We start from the raw sequence: 15697 nt of genomic DNA, 5'->3' as shown, positions 1-15697 counted from the left end.
TGGGCGCTCAACAACTTACCAGGATTAAGGAAGCAGCAGCTATTGCTTTCTATCATCAGCAAACTGATTGCCCAGTCGTACAAACTCTCTGTTGTGATGATGCTCCCCAATTCAAGTTAATCACTGCTGAGCGAGCTTTATGTTGGGTGCATGAGGGAAGACATTACAAGAAGTTAAGCCCAGTATTCGCCTGCCATCAAGTAATGTTACGGCAGTTTATCGAAGAATTTTGGGATTATTATCGGGAATTGTTAGCTTACAAAGATGCTCCTAATGCAGAAGCTGCACGCCAATTAAAGTCTAAATTTTGGCGACTTTTTACAACCCCAAGCGGTTATGAATTGTTGGATGAACGCAAACAATTAACTGCTACAAAAGTATCGGAGTTGCTCAGGGTTTTAGAGCATCCTGAATTACCTTTACACAATAATCCGGCTGAGTTAGCTGCCAGAACTATGGTGCAGCGACGTAATATTAGCTATGCAACTCAAACGATTGAGGGTACGAGGGCTTGGGATACTTTTATGTCTCTTGTTGCTACTACTCATCAGTTGGGAATCAGTTTTTTCGATTATGTCCGTGACCGAAGTTCTCAACTTCGAGTTATTCCCTCTCTATCTACTATTATTCGCGAAAAATCTTCTCTTCATCCCTTGGGCTTGTCTTGGCAACTAGAATAACTGCTCCCCCTATTTATATTGAGCCGATACAAATAATCGATATTTAAAGTCAACATTTCAATCAAACCAGCATCATCTGATACACTAGCTTTAGTTCCGTGGGTAAAGAATGGAAACCCAAGTGTATCAACGGCTAGGTGTCTTTTAATACCCTTTGTAGATTTGTAGAAACAAAAGCCTTTTGACTCAATACTAGCATTACAATTATTTTTTACGGCTTGTGAGTCTATCATCATCAATCTCGTCCATTTGGCTTTTTTTTTACCTGCTCACGCATTTGCTCATGTAATACCATTATCAGCTCTTCTATTACTCCCTGTGAGCGCCAATGCTTGTAATGCCAATATACAGTAGAATAGGGGGCAAGTCCTTCGGTAAGTCTTGCCAATTGCAGCCATTTTTTAGTTGGTAGAAGATGCCATCTAAGATTTCTCTTTTTGTCCAGTTACATGGTCTAGTTCGGTTCTTTTTGGGCAATATCTCATGTAGTATTGTTTCCCATTCTGAATCCGTTAGACTGCTATAATAAGGCATGGCTGCTACTGGATAATGCTTTTACGGTCACGTTACTATAAGACCGTAAAAGATGTCAAATGGGTTCTATAGAAGCGATTTCAATCGCCGATTGAAATCGCCTATTTTTAAATCGCCGATCGCGCCGATTGTCAATTCTGCAACTTCAGCAACGGTTCAATCTGCTGCCTTTGACACTGCAATTCATCCGCCAAAGGTTGGTAAATTTCCCGATCGCCCGATTCATTGCAATAATCCCACAAGCCATTGTAACAGTGCCTGTCGTCATCCCAACCCGGATGGTTGACAATCGGATACAAGCAGATTCCCTCTATCGGAACTCCTGCTTTCATCGCCGCCACTACCTCAGTGCACACATAATTAAACCAGACAGGTCTAAACTCGTCTTCAGTGCCTGTTTCTGCTATGAATAAGGGGCGGCGGTAGCGCTCAAACACTTCTTGCAGCAATTCACGAAACGGGCGGTACAGCGGATCGGTGTATTTCATCGGGTCTTCATTGTGAATCCACTGATTGCGATCGTAATAATTCACCCCAATAATATCGAGATATTTTTCCTTACCGCCGAGTTCCGGGCGAAAACGTCCAGCCAACATATCCCAAGCTTGATATTGAGATAAGCGATAACCTTCCGCCGCGTCCCGATCCTCCGGTTTGTCAGGATCGGCAATAATGTTAATTGTGGGATCGATTTGAACGATGCGGGTGCGGGGATTGACTTCCCAAACAGATTCTATCGCTGCGATCGCAGCTTTGACTAACTGGATTTTGAGCTCGTCTCCCCGCCCTTTTGCAAACGGATTGATGTAGGCGACATCGCCGCCGGCCCAAGCAATAAATGAAATTTCATTGACAGGTGTTACAAAAGGTGTTTGGTCGGTTTCGTTCGCCAGCACTTCCATAAAAGCGCGCACCATGTTTGCAAACCTGGACACAAATTCGGGACTGAAAATATCAATATCGTCGGGCCAGCCGTAGTGAAACAAATCCCAAATTACCTGTATTTTCATGTCGCGGGCGGCGCGGATGATTGGGAGGGAACTGGAAAAATCGTATTTTCCGGGTGTCTGTTCGATTAAGTGCCAGCGGAGGCCTTCGCGGACTGTGTAAATGCCTTGCTGCTGCAAGCGTTGGTAGTCGGCTGCTGCAAATTTATCGTGACCGGTGGCGGCTGTGACATCGAGGCGTTTTCCAGATTGCACTCTGTGGGTGGAACATTCAAATCCGCCCATGAAAAAACTTTGAAACATCAATCGAATGGGTAATGGGTCATTAAGGTTTGTAGTCAGGACTTGAGTCCTTAAATCTCAATCAGAAAGGATTAAAGCCCTTACTACAAAGGGTGTTTTTGTAAGAACTATATCGATCGGCAAAAAGTCAAAATGAAATCCGAAAAAAATCTCAGATTTTTACTTTTTCCTTGACAAATCACCAATTAACACTGAGTAATAGCTTGCGGCTGTGAACTTTCTTCGGGAATATCCCAGCCGAGAGTTGCCGCCGCGATCACCTCTAGGGGAAACTTGGGAGTGCGATCGGCATACAGCAAACCGTTAGCTTCTTGGTAAGTATCGGTTAACTGCGTGTAACAAAATCCGCTGAACATTTCCACTCGGTTTACCACCTTCAACAGCGCGCTGTAGCGCCTTTGCAGTTCCAGGGTGTCCGACGCGCGCACGTAGCCCCAAACCCTGTAAAAATCAGGGTTTTCGCGACCGGCGCAGGCGATGCCACCGAATTCTGTCAGCATCATCGGCTGTCCTTGGTGCGGGTGGCCGTCGAGGGTGAGGACTCGCCCGCCGGGACGCCCGCGATCGAACAAATCGGCTAGCTGGACTTCGGGCCCGTAGCGCTTGGCTAGTGTTTGCGGGTTGTTGTCGTAGTCGTGAATCGCCAGGATGTCGGTATCGATGCTTTCCCAGCCGTCATTACCGATGACGGGGCGAGTCGGATCGAGGGTTTTGGTCAAGAAATACAGCGCTTGCACGTAGTTGCGGTGGGCTGCGGCTTCGACTAAATTCGGAACTCCCCAAGATTCGTTGAACGGCACCCACACTACGATACAGGGGTGGCTGGCGTCGCGGTCGATGACTTCCGTCCACTCCCGCGTCAGCCTTTGTACGGCTTTGGGAGTGAAGCGGTAGGCGCTGGGCATTTCTTCCCAAACTAGGAGCCCCAGCACGTCTGCCCAGTACAAAAATCGGGGGTCTTCGATTTTTTGGTGCTTGCGGACGCCGTTGAAACCCATTGCCTTGACTAATTCGACATCGTGCCGCAAAGCTTCGTCGGAAGGGGCAGTCATCATGGTGTCGGGCCAGTAACCTTGGTCGAGCACCAGTCGCAAATAGTAGGGGCGGCCGTTTAGCATGAAGCGATCGCGCTGGATGCTGACCGTCCGCATGGCGGTATAAGATTTAACCTCGTCGAGTAGTTTGCCGTCCGCCCACAACTGCACTTGAGCGTTAATTAGCGTCGGCTTTTCGGGACTCCACAGCAATTCGTTTCGGTAGTCGTCGATACCAGGGTCTGAGAGGGCGATGCGGCGGTGGATTTCGCCGTTGATGACTTCGTAGGTGTCGTTGACCAGCAGCATACAGCCGATCGACAGTTTAACTTTAATCTGGATTCCCGACTGGCGATCGCCGGCGACAAACGCTTCAAAACCGATTTCCCAGCGCTCAAACTGGGGAGTCCAGCGGATGCGCTCGATATAAGTGTGAGGCACCAATTCTACCCAGACTGTCTGCCAAATGCCGGTCGTGCGCGGATACCAAATACTATGTGGCTCTATTTGCCAGTCTTGCTTGCCGCGCGGTTGCTCCAAATCTTGCGGGTCGTCCTGGGCCCAGACTGTCACGCGCTGGGGCCCGTTGAGGTTCACAACTGGTGTAATGTCTACGCTGAAAGGAGTGTGTCCGCCTTCGTGTTCGATGACATACTGACCGTTCACCCAGACGCGGGCGCGGTAGTCTACGGCCCCAAAGTGGAGGAGAACTCTGCCTTCTGTGTGGGGTACGTCAAATTCGCGTTCATACCAGCAGTTGGCGTGAAAATTCGTGTCGCCGATCCCGCTTTTTGCCGATTCTGGAGCAAACGGCACTTCTATAGTGTGAGTCCACTCAGAAATATCGATCGGCTGCACGCAGTGGCCCGCGTCATCGTAAGCAAACTTCCACTGACCATTGAGACAAATCCAGTTGCTCCGGCGCAGTTGGGGGCGGGGATAACCTGTTTTCCGTCCTTGAACTGTCACCTTACTATCAAGAGTTGCAGACTCTTCTATCTCGCAATTTTCTAGTTCTCTACCTAACCAACTCATCGGCACATCTACCCAAAGTTATATTTATAGGTTAGCTACAATTAACACCACTTTGACAAGTTTTTTGCTGATTAATTTGCAAAAGTTCTGCCATTAAAACAGCCTCATCTGCAGGCTCTCTTGTGCTGAAGTCATTAGTCAGGAGAAGGAACAATAAACCAGGAAGATTTTTCCTATACCCCCCTCTCCCACTCTCCGCCTCTCCCCCTAGCTAGCAAGACTTTGCAAATCTCCTAACGGTTCAGTTAGCTCACTTTTGAGATAAAATTCTTCCGCCAACGGCAAACAATGAAATATTTGCTGTAGTCCCGTCAGTTCAAAGAGCATTCTAACTTGTTCGCTCATGGCCGAGATCAAAAGTATACATTGGCAGTCTCTAACTAATTTCACGATCGCCACTACAGCCATTAACTCGGAATTTTTCAGAAAATTTATTTTTGAGAAATCCAGCATAAGAATTTTGCCACCGCTTTCAATTAGGCGCTGTATTTCTTTCTGAAACTGAGCAAATTGAGAATTTTCCAAAACCTCATGAGACAAAACAATTTTCACTAGAACGTTCATTTTTACCTCAATCCTTGTTTGAATTATTAAATAACTTTTGATGAAAACCGAGTAAGGTGCTCCGTGGGCACCTTACCTTTTTACCCGTAACTCGCAGCTTCCAGCTACTTGCTAGCAGAGTTGCCGTTGCCGTTGCTGTTGCCGTTGTTGACAGCAGCGACTTCTAGAGAAGCTGCGGCTGGGCGAGGGGCAACTCCATTCGAGGAGCTTACATTAGAGGCCGAACCGTTAACATTTTCTACCAATTCAATCACCGGCTTGGTAGTAATTTGTTTGTAAGTTGTCAGAGCTTGAGCGACCACTTGATCCATGTTGTAATACTTGTAAGTCGCCAGCCTTCCCACGAAAGAAACTCCCGGAGTTGCATCAGCCAAAGCCTTATATTTCTTGTAAACTTCGGCATTTTCTGGACGCGGAACCGGGTAGTAAGGGTCTCCCTCAGCTTGGGGATATTCGTAGACAATGCTAGTTTTTTGATGCTCTTGTCCGGTGAGGTATTTAAACTCCGTGCAGCGAGTATATAAATGCTCGTTGGGGTAATTTACGACCGGTGCTTTTTGGTGTACGGGTACGTTCAGTGTTTCGTGCTTGAATTCCAAGGAACGGTAAGGAAGTTTGCCGTAGCAATAATTGAAATAGGTATCGACTGGCCCGGTGTAAATCATTTCTCCGTAAGGGATAAAACCCTCAATCTCGCGGTAGTCGGTATTCAGCATCACCTTGATGTTTGGGTGAGAAAGCATCTTTTCAAACATCCGAGTGTAGCCGTGCAGCGGCATTGCTTGATAGGTATCGGTGAAATAGCGATCGTCCCGGTTAGTGCGGGTGGGTACGCGCGCAATCACTGAGTTGTCGAGTTCCGACGGGTCCATTCCCCACTGTTTGCGGGTGTAGTTGCGGAAGAATTTCTCGTAAAGTTCGCGGCCGACTTTGCTGACAACTACATCTTCGGAAGTGCGAATGTAATCCTTTGGTTCTGCTACTTTCGCGAAGAAATCTTCTACTTCAAATGAGGTGAGATTCAGTCCATAAAGTTCGTTTACGGTGTTGAGATTGATCGGAATTGGCAGCAGTTGACCGTCAACGCTGGCTAGGACGCGGTGTTCGTAGGGCCGCCACTCGGTGAAGCGGGAAAGATACTCGAAAACTTGGCGCGAATTGGTGTGAAAAATGTGGGGGCCGTATTTGTGTACGAGGATGCCGTGGTCGTCGTAGTGATCGTATGCGTTGCCGCCGATGTGGTTGCGGGTATCAATTATCAGGACAGTTTTTCCGGCCTCATTTGCTAGTCTTTCGGCAATGACGCTACCTGCAAATCCGGCTCCGACGATTAAATAGTCAAACATTGAAACACCTCTGATTGTGGGTAAGGGTAAGGGTAAGGAATAATTGGTAATTGGACATCAAGCGAGGAGTGTTGAGTGTTAATTTTTGAATCCGTAACGTGTAACTCTTTAACTTCAACCTCAACATTCCTAACTTAAAACTTTCATCCGGCCTTCGGCTTTCTGCCTTTTATCGTCGATCGCACTTTCGATCAACCCCAGCATTTCACCCCAGGTATTGTCCCAAGAATTGTCTGCTAGAAAGGCGTCTACTTCGCTCAGCCAGTTGGTGCGAACGTCCGAACTTTCGCTGAGGATTTCTTGGGCACAAGCAACGAATTCTTCAGAATTACTAGCAATCCGAACCAAGCCGTTTTCTCCGTAGGGCCGCACCACGTCGCGGATAGGAGTAGAAATCACAGGTTTGCCGGCAGCGAGGTATTCTGGAGTTTTCGTGGGACTAATAAACTTAGTCGATTCGTTAATCGCAAAAGGCAGCATGGCGATATCCCATCCGCCAAGATACGCTGGCAGTTCTTGATAAGATTTGCCACCGAGATAGTGGATATTTGGGTGAGTTGGCAGAGTTGCCGGATCGATTTTCGCCACCGGGCCAATGATGACTAAATGCCAGTCCGGCCTTGCTTGAGCAATGCCCGCCAGCAGTTCGATATCCATGCGTTCGTCTATGACGCCATAAAATCCCAAACGCGGGTGAGGAATGTCTTTTTGATCCGCCGGTTCTTGTGAAAGATTCCTGGCTGTCGCAAAGTGTTCTTTTTCGATGCTGCTGGGGAAGGCGTGAATGTTTGGGTGCTGGTGCTGTTTGGCTTCGTAAAGGTTGTGTCCCCCGGTAAATACTACGCTGGCGCGCTTTAATAATTGGTTTTCATTGGCTTTTAAATTCGGGTGCGCGCCTTTGAATGCTGACAGTTCATCCATGCAGTCGTAGACTACAGCTAGCGGGTTTAAGTGGTTTGTGAAACTGACAGCCATTGGTGTGTAATACCAGAGGATGTACTGGCTAATTTCTGCCGATCGAAACAAATCATCTAGCATAGCTTGCTGAGCAGTTTGTGCTGTTGCTTCGCTGATTCCTTCGCTCAGGTGTGGTACTATTACCCAGACTCCGCTTTCGTGGATGCTGACATCAAGCCACCAATCTGTAGCTTCGCTCAAAATTGGTTCTTCTACAAAGAAGACGCGACGACTTTTGGCACAGCGACTCAAGAGATGTTGCGGACGCTGATAGACAAAATTCCACCGCAAATGAGACAGGCAAACTAAATCAGGTGCCTCTAAAGCATCAGCTTTTGATAAGTTGGCGCGCAATGCGGGCGAGGGAGCGAATTGAGAGGGGGATTTGGCTGGATCTATAGAGGTAAATCGGATCTCCCATGCTCGACTTTTATTGCTATACTTATTGTTTACTGAGTTTTCTGGGGGCGACATATTAGCCTCTGGAATTTGTCAATGAAAATTTGTCAGTTAAAATTGGTCAATAGGATATCTTTCTCAGCCTTGTCTTACTGAAAGTCGCAAGCATAAATCTGAGAACTTTTATTGACGAGCAAGCGCCGCATTCAGTGAGCCAAACAAAGAAACTGTTTAGCTGCGGAAAAAACAGGCTTATCTGCTTTTTTCAGAATTGAAACTTAGAGATAAGTTATTATTTTTAGACTTGCTATTGTTGTTAAATGTAACCCAGTTTTTCTGCCCTAACTTCTATCTGAAGGATGACTTTTATCTCAGGAGACACCTAGCTTGCACGCTGGGTTCAAAAGCCGTTAAAATGCCGATCGACCTTGTAAAATGACTCTTAACTGGCAGGTACGGGGTGAAAAAAGAGCGAGTTTTATTGCTTTATTTGGAGAGGATAGAAAATTTGCCATCAAGTTTATGTTGCTTTTTGATTTGACAAACCTTGCTTTTTTTAACTCATCCGATCGCTAATTCGGGAAATTTGTATCCTAATATACCAAGTTGCGCCCGAGATTTCTGACTTCCGATAGATTAACAATTGACAGTTTATAGAGTGGGGTTAAACTCACCGAACAGCACCTGTCTCAACAATACCAAAGAAACCAGGCAACCGCAACGATAAACCTAAGATTTTGCGCGAGTCTGTGGCAAGAAAGGAAAGTGACGACATTTGCGCTGTGGGCGTCAGTTTAACCTCGCGCCCACAGCACAAATGTCAATCATCCCTCTAAGGGCGGGTTCGCCGATATCTGCAATCAAACGCAAAATATCCACGTAAACCCGCGCCTAGAAAATAGCAGCAACTTTACAGTCGGCGGCTGTCAATTTTTGCCAGTCCCCCTCCAAAGGCAAAATCTTGCACATTGGAACTCTTTAAGAAATCGTGAGGAAAACCCAATTCAATTGCACTTACTTTGTCTAACTGCTGCATTTGTTCTGGGGTTAATTCAAACTCCAAACAAGCGAGATTTTCCTGAAGTTGCGAGAGTTTGCGCGAACCCACAATCGGAATAACTTCGACTGGCTGTTGGATCAGCCAATTTAGGGCTACTTGAGAAGCAGGTTTGCCAATTTCGGCTGCTATTTTGCTAACTTCGTCAGCAATTTTGAGGTCTCGTTCGTTAATTTTTCCCGATTCAGGTGAATTCAGCCGTTTAGCTTCACTGGCTGTTTCTGAAGTGTTGTATTTTCCTGTCAGCAAACCTGCTGCTAGGGGGCTCCAAGCTGTGATGCCAATATCAAAGGCTTTTGCCATAGGGATCAAGTCCCGTTCCGGAGTTCGCTCTTTTAAAGAATACTCGATTTGCAAGCCGATAAATGGTGTCCAACCGCGCAGGTTGGCGAGCGTATTTGCTTGAGAAATAATCCAAGCCGGCGTATCGGAAATGCCGATATAAAGAACTTTGCCGGCGCGCACCAAATCATCAAAAGCGCGCATTACTTCTTCGACGGGTGTGGTAAAATCCCAAGCGTGCAGCCACAGCAAATCTATGTATTCAACTTGCAATCGCTTCAAACTTGCTTCTACTGCTTGTACCATATTTTTGCGGTGGTTGCCGAAACCATTGATTTCGCCATTCTTCATGTTGAGGCTATACTTAGTGGCAACTACCCATTTTTCGCGATCGGCTGCGATGAACTCACCCACATATTTCTCGCTAGTACCGTTGGTGTAGAGATTCGCGGTATCAATGAAATTGCCGCCCGCTTCTGCAAAGGCGTCGAACATTTTCCGGCTTTCGTCGTAGGAGCTCCCCCAACCCCACTCTTCCCCAAAAGTCATGGTGCCGAGGCAGATTTCGGAAACGCGAAGTCCGCTGTGACCTAGTAGTTTGTATCTCATGTCACTCTTCCCCTAATTAATGGTTGTTAACAGTTTAAATCGGGATTTCCCAAACTGTTGCCATCAGTCGGGGTGGCGGGTTTTTGTAAGGTGTTAGCGCTGCGCTGAAGGTTGAGTGTTTGGCCAAGTCAATCAAAATTTCGTAGCAGGGGCGATGCTGTCTCGCCCCTGCGTTTACGTTTGAACAGCGCGCAGGGGCGATCGTCTTACTAATGTATTTAGAATTACATTGCTAGATAAAAATACACTAAAACTGAAAAAGAAATATCTACCTTTAGATAGGTATTTCAGGAAAGGAGTTAAATAAAAAATGCGATCTTAAATAATCAGAAAACCAGACAGAACTACAGAAAAAATTAATGTAGCTAAATTAACTTTTTAGCGTTATAGTGATTTATAGATTACAAAAACTAGGTGACTCACTTGGCTGATATCGTTGATACCGCCGTTTCGGCAGGCTCTTTTACTACCCTAGTTGCTGCAGTCCAAGCCGCTGGTTTAGTAGATACTCTCAAAGGCGCTGGCCCCTTCACAGTTTTTGCGCCTACTGACGAAGCTTTTGCTAAGCTTCCCGCAGGTACTGTAGAAGCACTGCTTAAGGACATTCCTAAGCTGACAAAAATCTTGACTTATCATGTCGTTTCTGGCAAAGTTATGGCCGCTGATGTGGTCAAGCTGAAATCTGCCAAGACAGTGGAAGGTTCAGAAGTTAAAATTGATGCTTCCAATGGCGTCAAAATCAATGATTCTACCGTTACAACAGCCGATGTTGCTGCTGATAATGGCGTCATCCACATTATTGATTCAGTCTTGCTTCCTGCGTAAGCACAGACTTAGATAGCCCAATACTATCTTGAGGGCGGTGGCTAACTATAGCCACCGCCCTGTTTTCGTTAAGGTTTAAATATTTTAGGCAGCTCAATAATTAAAACTATTATAGAGCAGCGGGAATTTGGCGATCGCACTCGCGAATGTCTGCCCCCAATTTGTCGCTGCTGGATTTACCGGCAAAACAGGTTACAAGCCAACTGCCTTTACACTCTTGGGCTGATTCCCGGTTGATGCGTAGATACCAGGCCACCAAACCCAACATTTCTCCGAGAAACTGGGTTTACGAGGCCTTGTCCTAATTAAGATACAATAAGAAACACACGGAAAGTGCGATCGACATTATTTGACCGTCAAGCTATGCAATCTACAACTCACTCCGAGACAGAATCGGCGATGGACGCTCCCAAACACGTCTTACCCGTTACCATCATTACAGGATTTCTTGGCCTTGGTTAATCCAGTTTACAAAGTTTTAGAACGCCAAGAAAAGCTCGACTATGTAGTAGTCGAAACAACGATATTTGCCACAGCCGGGGGCATTCCAGACGATTTCACTCCTCCAGACTTTGCACTGCCCGTAGAAAGTCACTCTAAAGTAAATTTATGTCTGGTGCAATAGAAAATAAACTATTTATTTTAGATCACCGATGGCAACATTTGACTCATTGGATGCAGACAGTTATCGCACAACCTGCACTTACAGCCAAAGCTCAACTTGCAGACCCCCGTTTGGTAGCTAAAAACTTTACTTGGAAACACGGACTAGACCAGTTGCTTGATGTCATATTACCCGAAAACACGATCTATAAAATAGAAAAATCAACTTTTGAATCAATAATTCTGTAACCTAATAACTCTTTTTCTTAATGGTAACGGGTAATTGGTAATTGGGCATTGGTAATAGGTAATGGGTGATGGGCGCTCAGCAACACATCAAAACTAACAACTAACAACTAACAAATAAATGCGTATAATTGTTGAAGGCTGGCGTTTTTTGCCGCACTCCTACGCGATCGCCAATCAATTTCAGCTACTAGAAATGCTGAAATATCCTAACTTAGAAATTTTTCACCAAGATATCCCATATCTAGACGAAAATTGGCAGCCAGCAACCGGTTTGTTAGACGCAACTGCTGAAGCAGCAATAAAAAATATTCCTCACCCTTCCGCATCTCTCAAAGCAGACGCTACGTTACGGAGCTCAGTACCTTACAATTTTGCACCCTCAAATACAAAACGGACGTGCTTGTTTGCCACAACAGAATGGGGGATTCTGCACAACGAAAACTTTAGAATAACCGGCGCAGCTTCCCTCCGCGAAGGACACAGCAACTCCGATATAATTATTATTACGCCTTCCCATTGGTCGAAAACCGGATTTATCCGCAGCGGTGCGAATCCCGATCGCACAATTGTCATACCCTGCGGCATCGATCCGAATATTTACAAACCTTTAACAAAATCGGAACGCGAAGCTTTGCGGAAACAGCAAGGATGGGACGGATTTGTATTTTTGAATATCGGTGCAGGATCTCCAAATAAAGGCATCGATATTATTGTTAAAAGCTTTCGCAGTTGTACTTGAAAGTTATCCCGAAGCGAGATTAGTATTGAAAGGAGAAGAATCAATATATGAGTCGGATTCTCTGATCGCTCAAAACATAGACGAACTGACATTTGACGAAGCAGAAAAAGTTTTGCCGCGCATGGCTTACATAGGAGAAACACTGCCTTTTGCAAAAATGGCTCAACTTTATCAAGCCGCCGATGCCTACGTATCTCTTTATTTAGCAGAAGGATTCAATTTGCCCGCATTAGAAGCAATCGCTTGTGGCTTGCCCCTTATCTGCACTAAAGGCGGCCCGACGGATGATTTTACAACTCCAGATTTTGCTTGGCACGTCGAAAGTACGTTTCAAGAAGGTACTTCTAACGGTCAGCCGATATTTCGCCTGATGCCAGATTTAGAACATTCGATCGCCTTAATGAAAAATATTATAGAACAGCCGGAGTTGTGCGATCGCTCTCGCGAAGCAGACCCCAAATTTGTAGCGGCTGGGTTTACCTGGAAACACGTTGCAGACCAACTCCTAGAGGTACTTTTGCCAACAATTCGATCGCCAAATTAAACAGGGTGCGATCGCATTGTTGGTAACTTCCGATAATTAGCGCTTGCAGGGCGCTGTTCGGAATTAATATAAGATACAATAAGAACCACAAGTTTAAGCTTCAGACCTTATTTGACATTCAAGCTATGCAATCTACAACTCAGTCCGAGACAGAACTGGCGATGGACGCTCCCAAACACGGATTGCCCGTTACAATCATTACAGGATTTCTCGGCAGTGGCAAAACAACCCTGCTCAACCATATCCTGACCAACCAGCAGGGTTTGAAAACAGCAGTTTTGGTAAATGAATTTGGCGAAATCGGCATCGACAACGAACTGATTGTCACCACCGACGACAACATGGTTGAGCTGAACAACGGCTGCATCTGCTGCACAATTAATGAAGATTTAGTGAATGCAGTTTACAAAGTTCTGGAACGTCAAGAAAATCTCGATTATCTAGTAGTCGAAACAACCGGACTCGCCGACCCGCTACCAGTAGCAATGACTTTTTTAGGCACAGAACTGCGGGACCTGACTCGTCTCGATTCGATAGTGACAGTAGTAGACGCAGCCAACTACAGCTTAGATTTGTTCAACTCTCAAGCAGCTTACAGTCAAATAGCTTACGGCGATATAATTATCCTCAACAAAACTGATTTGGTTGAAGAAGCAGATTTAGATTTGTTAGAAGTTAAGATTCGCGATGTCAAAGAAGGTGCTCGAATTCTGCGAACGGTAAAATCGCAAGTTCCCCTACCGCTAGTCCTCAGCGTCGGATTGTTTGAATCTGACAAATATTTCCAATCAGAGGAAAGTCCTAGCAGTCACGAACATCACGACCACCACGAACATCACGACCACCACGACCATCACAGTCACGAACATCACGACCACCACGACCATCACGGTCACGAACATCACGACCACCACGACCATCATGGTCACGACCACTCCGGCCATTTAGAAAATGACGGATTTACCTCAATTTCTTTCCAGAGCGACAAGCCATTTTCTCTGAGGAAATTTCAATATTTCTTAGATAACCAACTGCCAACAAACGTGTTTCGCGCGAAAGGGATTATGTGGTTTGAAGAAAGTCCCAAACGGCATATTTTCCACTTGAGCGGCAAGCGATTTTCGATGGATGACGACCAGTGGAAAGGTGAGCGGAAAAACCAGCTTGTTCTCATCGGTCAGGGTTTGGATACCGAGACTTTGCGATCGCAACTCGAAAACTGTCTTTGTATGCCTTCAACCAATCGCGGCAAAGGTTTTGGGAAAAACTAAAGGTTGAAAATTAAACATAACAGACGTGCGCTGGCCAGAAACCCGGTTTTTTCGTCGAGACTTCGCGGTCAAAACCGAGATTGATCCGAGAAACCGGGTTTCTGTTCATAATTCCTATTAAAAAGGGAAGTTTACCTTTTGATTTTTAGTTTTAAATTTAAGAATTTCTAATTTCCAATGCGAGTCATCATCCAGCGAGTAAAATCATCTCAAGTCGAAATTGAAGGTCAAATTGTTGGCAAAATTGGCCGCGAACCTGGGGGGGTGACAACCCCCCTGAAACCCATAGTTAGTAAGGATTGAGCCAACTTGTGGTAAAAAAAGATAGGCAGCAGAATTGTTACACGCTTGCCTATCAAAAAAAATAATGATACCAACATTCTACCTCATTCATTTAAAAAAACAACTAAGTTCAGCTCAATTTAAAATGATTGGAATCTTGCTACCCTTGATACAATCAGAAAAACAAGTGAGATTAGAACGGCTCTCGCGGGTATTTCCCTATCCAATTACAACAGAAAGTCGGCGTAAAAAACTACAAAGGTTTCTCGATTTGCCTCACTTAACTATCTCACTAATTTGGTTCCCATTAATTACTTATTGGTTGATTACTTATTGCCGTGTTGGTCAAACTTTATCAATTGCAATCGACCGCAGTCAATGGGGGCGCATTAATCTCTTTATGGTTAGCCTGATCTGGGAGCGAAGAGCAATTCCATTATACTGGTCACTGTTGCCCAAATTGGGAAACAGTAACTTTGAGTCACAAACAACCAATTTACAGCAAGTTTTACCATTATTTTCAGAATATAAAGTCATTATTTTAGGAGACCGTGAATTTTGTTCTGTCGATTTGGCAAACTGGCTGAGGAAAAAGGGTGTATCTTTTTGTTTAAGACTAAAAAAGAATCATTGTATCGAAACGGAACATTTAGTTTGGCAACGGCTAGATAAATTAGGAATAATACCAGGAACCTCTTTATATTTTCAAGGTAAAAGAGTGAGGAAAACTCGACCTGCGACCGGATTTGATCTTGCTTGTAAGTGGAAAAGGAACTACGGGAGATGGAAGGTTGATAAAGCGTGGTTTATACTCACAGATTTAGGGTCATTGCCGGCAGCTATCGATGCTTACAAGCAACGGATGGGCATTGAAGAAATGTTCCCTTGATTGTAAAACGGGAGGCTACGATCTTGAAGGAACTAGCTTAAAAGGAGACCGACTTATTAAGATGATTTTGCTCATGACGCTCGCCTACAGTTCGGGAATATTTCAAGGCAATGAAATGAGGAAAAAGCAGGTGCAAAAATATGTATCTCGCCGCAAAGAACCTAAAAAAAGATATCGAAGACGGAGTACATTTGGTGTAGGTTTAGATGGAGAAAAGTGGGTTAATTATCTCGAACAATATTCTGACGAGGTAGAACAGTTAATGAAGTTAACTCCTTCTCAACGCCGCTTTTACCAACAAGGTATGCGGGCTGCAACCCTTATACAGTCTATCTCGTAGACCTCTTTGTCACCCCCCCAGGCCGCGGACTTAACTTGCTTGTAGGTATTGCAGACACCGACACCGAAGCAGAACTCGATTGGATGGCTCGCAAATGCCTGGAATTGCGTTTGTTTCCCGACTCGGCCACGGATAAGTAGTCAAACAAAATTAATTACACAAACAAATAATATGATATAATAAAAAATATCAAGTTGTGTTCAAAGAA

Annotated in this window: 17 protein-coding genes and 1 pseudogene; 10 read left to right on the top strand and 8 right to left on the bottom strand. The window is 45.2% G+C overall.

Features of this window, described 5'->3' with window-relative positions; translation table 11 throughout:
* The coding region (locus QUA04_RS24930) for an IS66 family transposase (protein WP_333262153.1) at window positions 1-680 on the top strand (680 nt) is incomplete at its 5' end.
* Between the two features lie 309 nt (window positions 681-989).
* Here QUA04_RS24930 and QUA04_RS24925 read toward each other — a convergent pair.
* From QUA04_RS24925 to QUA04_RS24895, 7 genes are all read right to left on the bottom strand, one after another.
* Entirely contained in the window at window positions 990-1214 is a 225-nt protein-coding gene (locus tag QUA04_RS24925) for a transposase (RefSeq protein ID WP_445242365.1), read from the bottom strand.
* A gap of 131 nt (window positions 1215-1345) precedes the next feature.
* Window positions 1346-2446, bottom strand: coding sequence for a beta-glucosidase (locus tag QUA04_RS24920; protein WP_333262150.1), 1101 nt, complete (start codon window positions 2444-2446; stop codon window positions 1346-1348).
* 203 nt (window positions 2447-2649) lie between these two features.
* Window positions 2650-4533: a glycoside hydrolase family 2 TIM barrel-domain containing protein gene (locus tag QUA04_RS24915; RefSeq protein WP_333262147.1), complete on the bottom strand. Its 1884-nt coding sequence runs from the start codon at window positions 4531-4533 to the stop codon at window positions 2650-2652.
* Window positions 4534-4740: 207 nt separating this feature from the next.
* A complete protein-coding gene (locus tag QUA04_RS24910) occupies window positions 4741-5097 on the bottom strand; it encodes an STAS domain-containing protein (protein ID WP_333262144.1) in 357 nt (118 codons plus the stop codon).
* A 104-nt stretch (window positions 5098-5201) separates the two neighbouring features.
* On the bottom strand, window positions 5202-6443 hold the full coding sequence (glf, locus tag QUA04_RS24905) for a UDP-galactopyranose mutase (protein WP_333262141.1): 1242 nt from the start codon (window positions 6441-6443) through the stop codon (window positions 5202-5204).
* Window positions 6444-6572: 129 nt separating this feature from the next.
* Window positions 6573-7874 (bottom strand): glycosyltransferase family 1 protein, encoded by a 1302-nt coding sequence (locus QUA04_RS24900; RefSeq protein WP_333262138.1) that lies wholly within the window; start codon window positions 7872-7874, stop codon window positions 6573-6575.
* 835 nt (window positions 7875-8709) lie between these two features.
* On the bottom strand, window positions 8710-9747 hold the full coding sequence (locus tag QUA04_RS24895; RefSeq protein WP_333262135.1) for an aldo/keto reductase: 1038 nt from the start codon (window positions 9745-9747) through the stop codon (window positions 8710-8712).
* Window positions 9748-10170: 423 nt separating this feature from the next.
* Here QUA04_RS24895 and QUA04_RS24890 point away from each other — a divergent pair, with 423 nt between their 5' ends.
* Window positions 10171-10572 (top strand): fasciclin domain-containing protein, encoded by a 402-nt coding sequence (locus QUA04_RS24890; RefSeq protein WP_333053794.1) that lies wholly within the window; start codon window positions 10171-10173, stop codon window positions 10570-10572.
* Window positions 10573-10681: 109 nt separating this feature from the next.
* On the opposite strand, the gene QUA04_RS24885 is transcribed toward QUA04_RS24890, so the two are convergent.
* The gene (locus QUA04_RS24885) at window positions 10682-10840 is read right to left on the bottom strand and encodes a hypothetical protein (RefSeq protein WP_333262132.1); all 159 of its coding nucleotides are present in this window, start codon (window positions 10838-10840) and stop codon (window positions 10682-10684) included.
* Between the two features lie 186 nt (window positions 10841-11026).
* Here QUA04_RS24885 and QUA04_RS30045 point away from each other — a divergent pair, with 186 nt between their 5' ends.
* From QUA04_RS30045 to QUA04_RS24845, 8 genes and pseudogenes are all read left to right on the top strand, one after another.
* The gene (locus tag QUA04_RS30045; protein ID WP_445242364.1) at window positions 11027-11197 is read left to right on the top strand and encodes a hypothetical protein; all 171 of its coding nucleotides are present in this window, start codon (window positions 11027-11029) and stop codon (window positions 11195-11197) included.
* On the top strand, window positions 11182-11424 hold the full coding sequence (locus tag QUA04_RS24875) for a hypothetical protein (RefSeq protein ID WP_333262129.1): 243 nt from the start codon (window positions 11182-11184) through the stop codon (window positions 11422-11424). Before QUA04_RS30045 ends, QUA04_RS24875 begins: the two co-directional genes overlap by 16 nt.
* Before the next feature lie 118 nt (window positions 11425-11542).
* On the top strand, window positions 11543-12163 hold the full coding sequence (locus tag QUA04_RS24870; protein WP_333262126.1) for a hypothetical protein: 621 nt from the start codon (window positions 11543-11545) through the stop codon (window positions 12161-12163).
* Entirely contained in the window at window positions 12135-12707 is a 573-nt protein-coding gene (locus QUA04_RS24865) for a glycosyltransferase (protein WP_333262122.1), read from the top strand. The genes QUA04_RS24870 and QUA04_RS24865 overlap by 29 nt, the downstream gene beginning before the upstream one ends.
* Before the next feature lie 125 nt (window positions 12708-12832).
* Window positions 12833-13978 (top strand): GTP-binding protein, encoded by a 1146-nt coding sequence (locus QUA04_RS24860; RefSeq protein ID WP_333262119.1) that lies wholly within the window; start codon window positions 12833-12835, stop codon window positions 13976-13978.
* A 367-nt stretch (window positions 13979-14345) separates the two neighbouring features.
* Window positions 14346-15149 carry an IS4 family transposase gene (locus QUA04_RS24855; protein WP_333262116.1) on the top strand — a complete coding sequence of 268 codons (804 nt, stop codon included), beginning with the start codon at window positions 14346-14348 and terminating at the stop codon, window positions 15147-15149.
* A 73-nt stretch (window positions 15150-15222) separates the two neighbouring features.
* Window positions 15223-15489 carry a hypothetical protein gene (locus tag QUA04_RS24850; protein WP_333262113.1) on the top strand — a complete coding sequence of 89 codons (267 nt, stop codon included), beginning with the start codon at window positions 15223-15225 and terminating at the stop codon, window positions 15487-15489.
* A gap of 23 nt (window positions 15490-15512) precedes the next feature.
* Window positions 15513-15614 (top strand): annotated as a pseudogene (locus tag QUA04_RS24845) (D-aminoacyl-tRNA deacylase); the annotation flags it as partial.
* Window positions 15615-15697 lie beyond the last annotated feature (83 nt).

The sequence above is a fragment of the Microcoleus sp. S13_C5 genome (assembly GCF_036700845.1).
Classification (GTDB): domain Bacteria; phylum Cyanobacteriota; class Cyanobacteriia; order Cyanobacteriales; family Microcoleaceae; genus Microcoleus.
The sequence above is the reverse complement of the archived record's forward strand: the minus strand, read 5'-3'. Positions and strand labels throughout refer to the sequence as shown.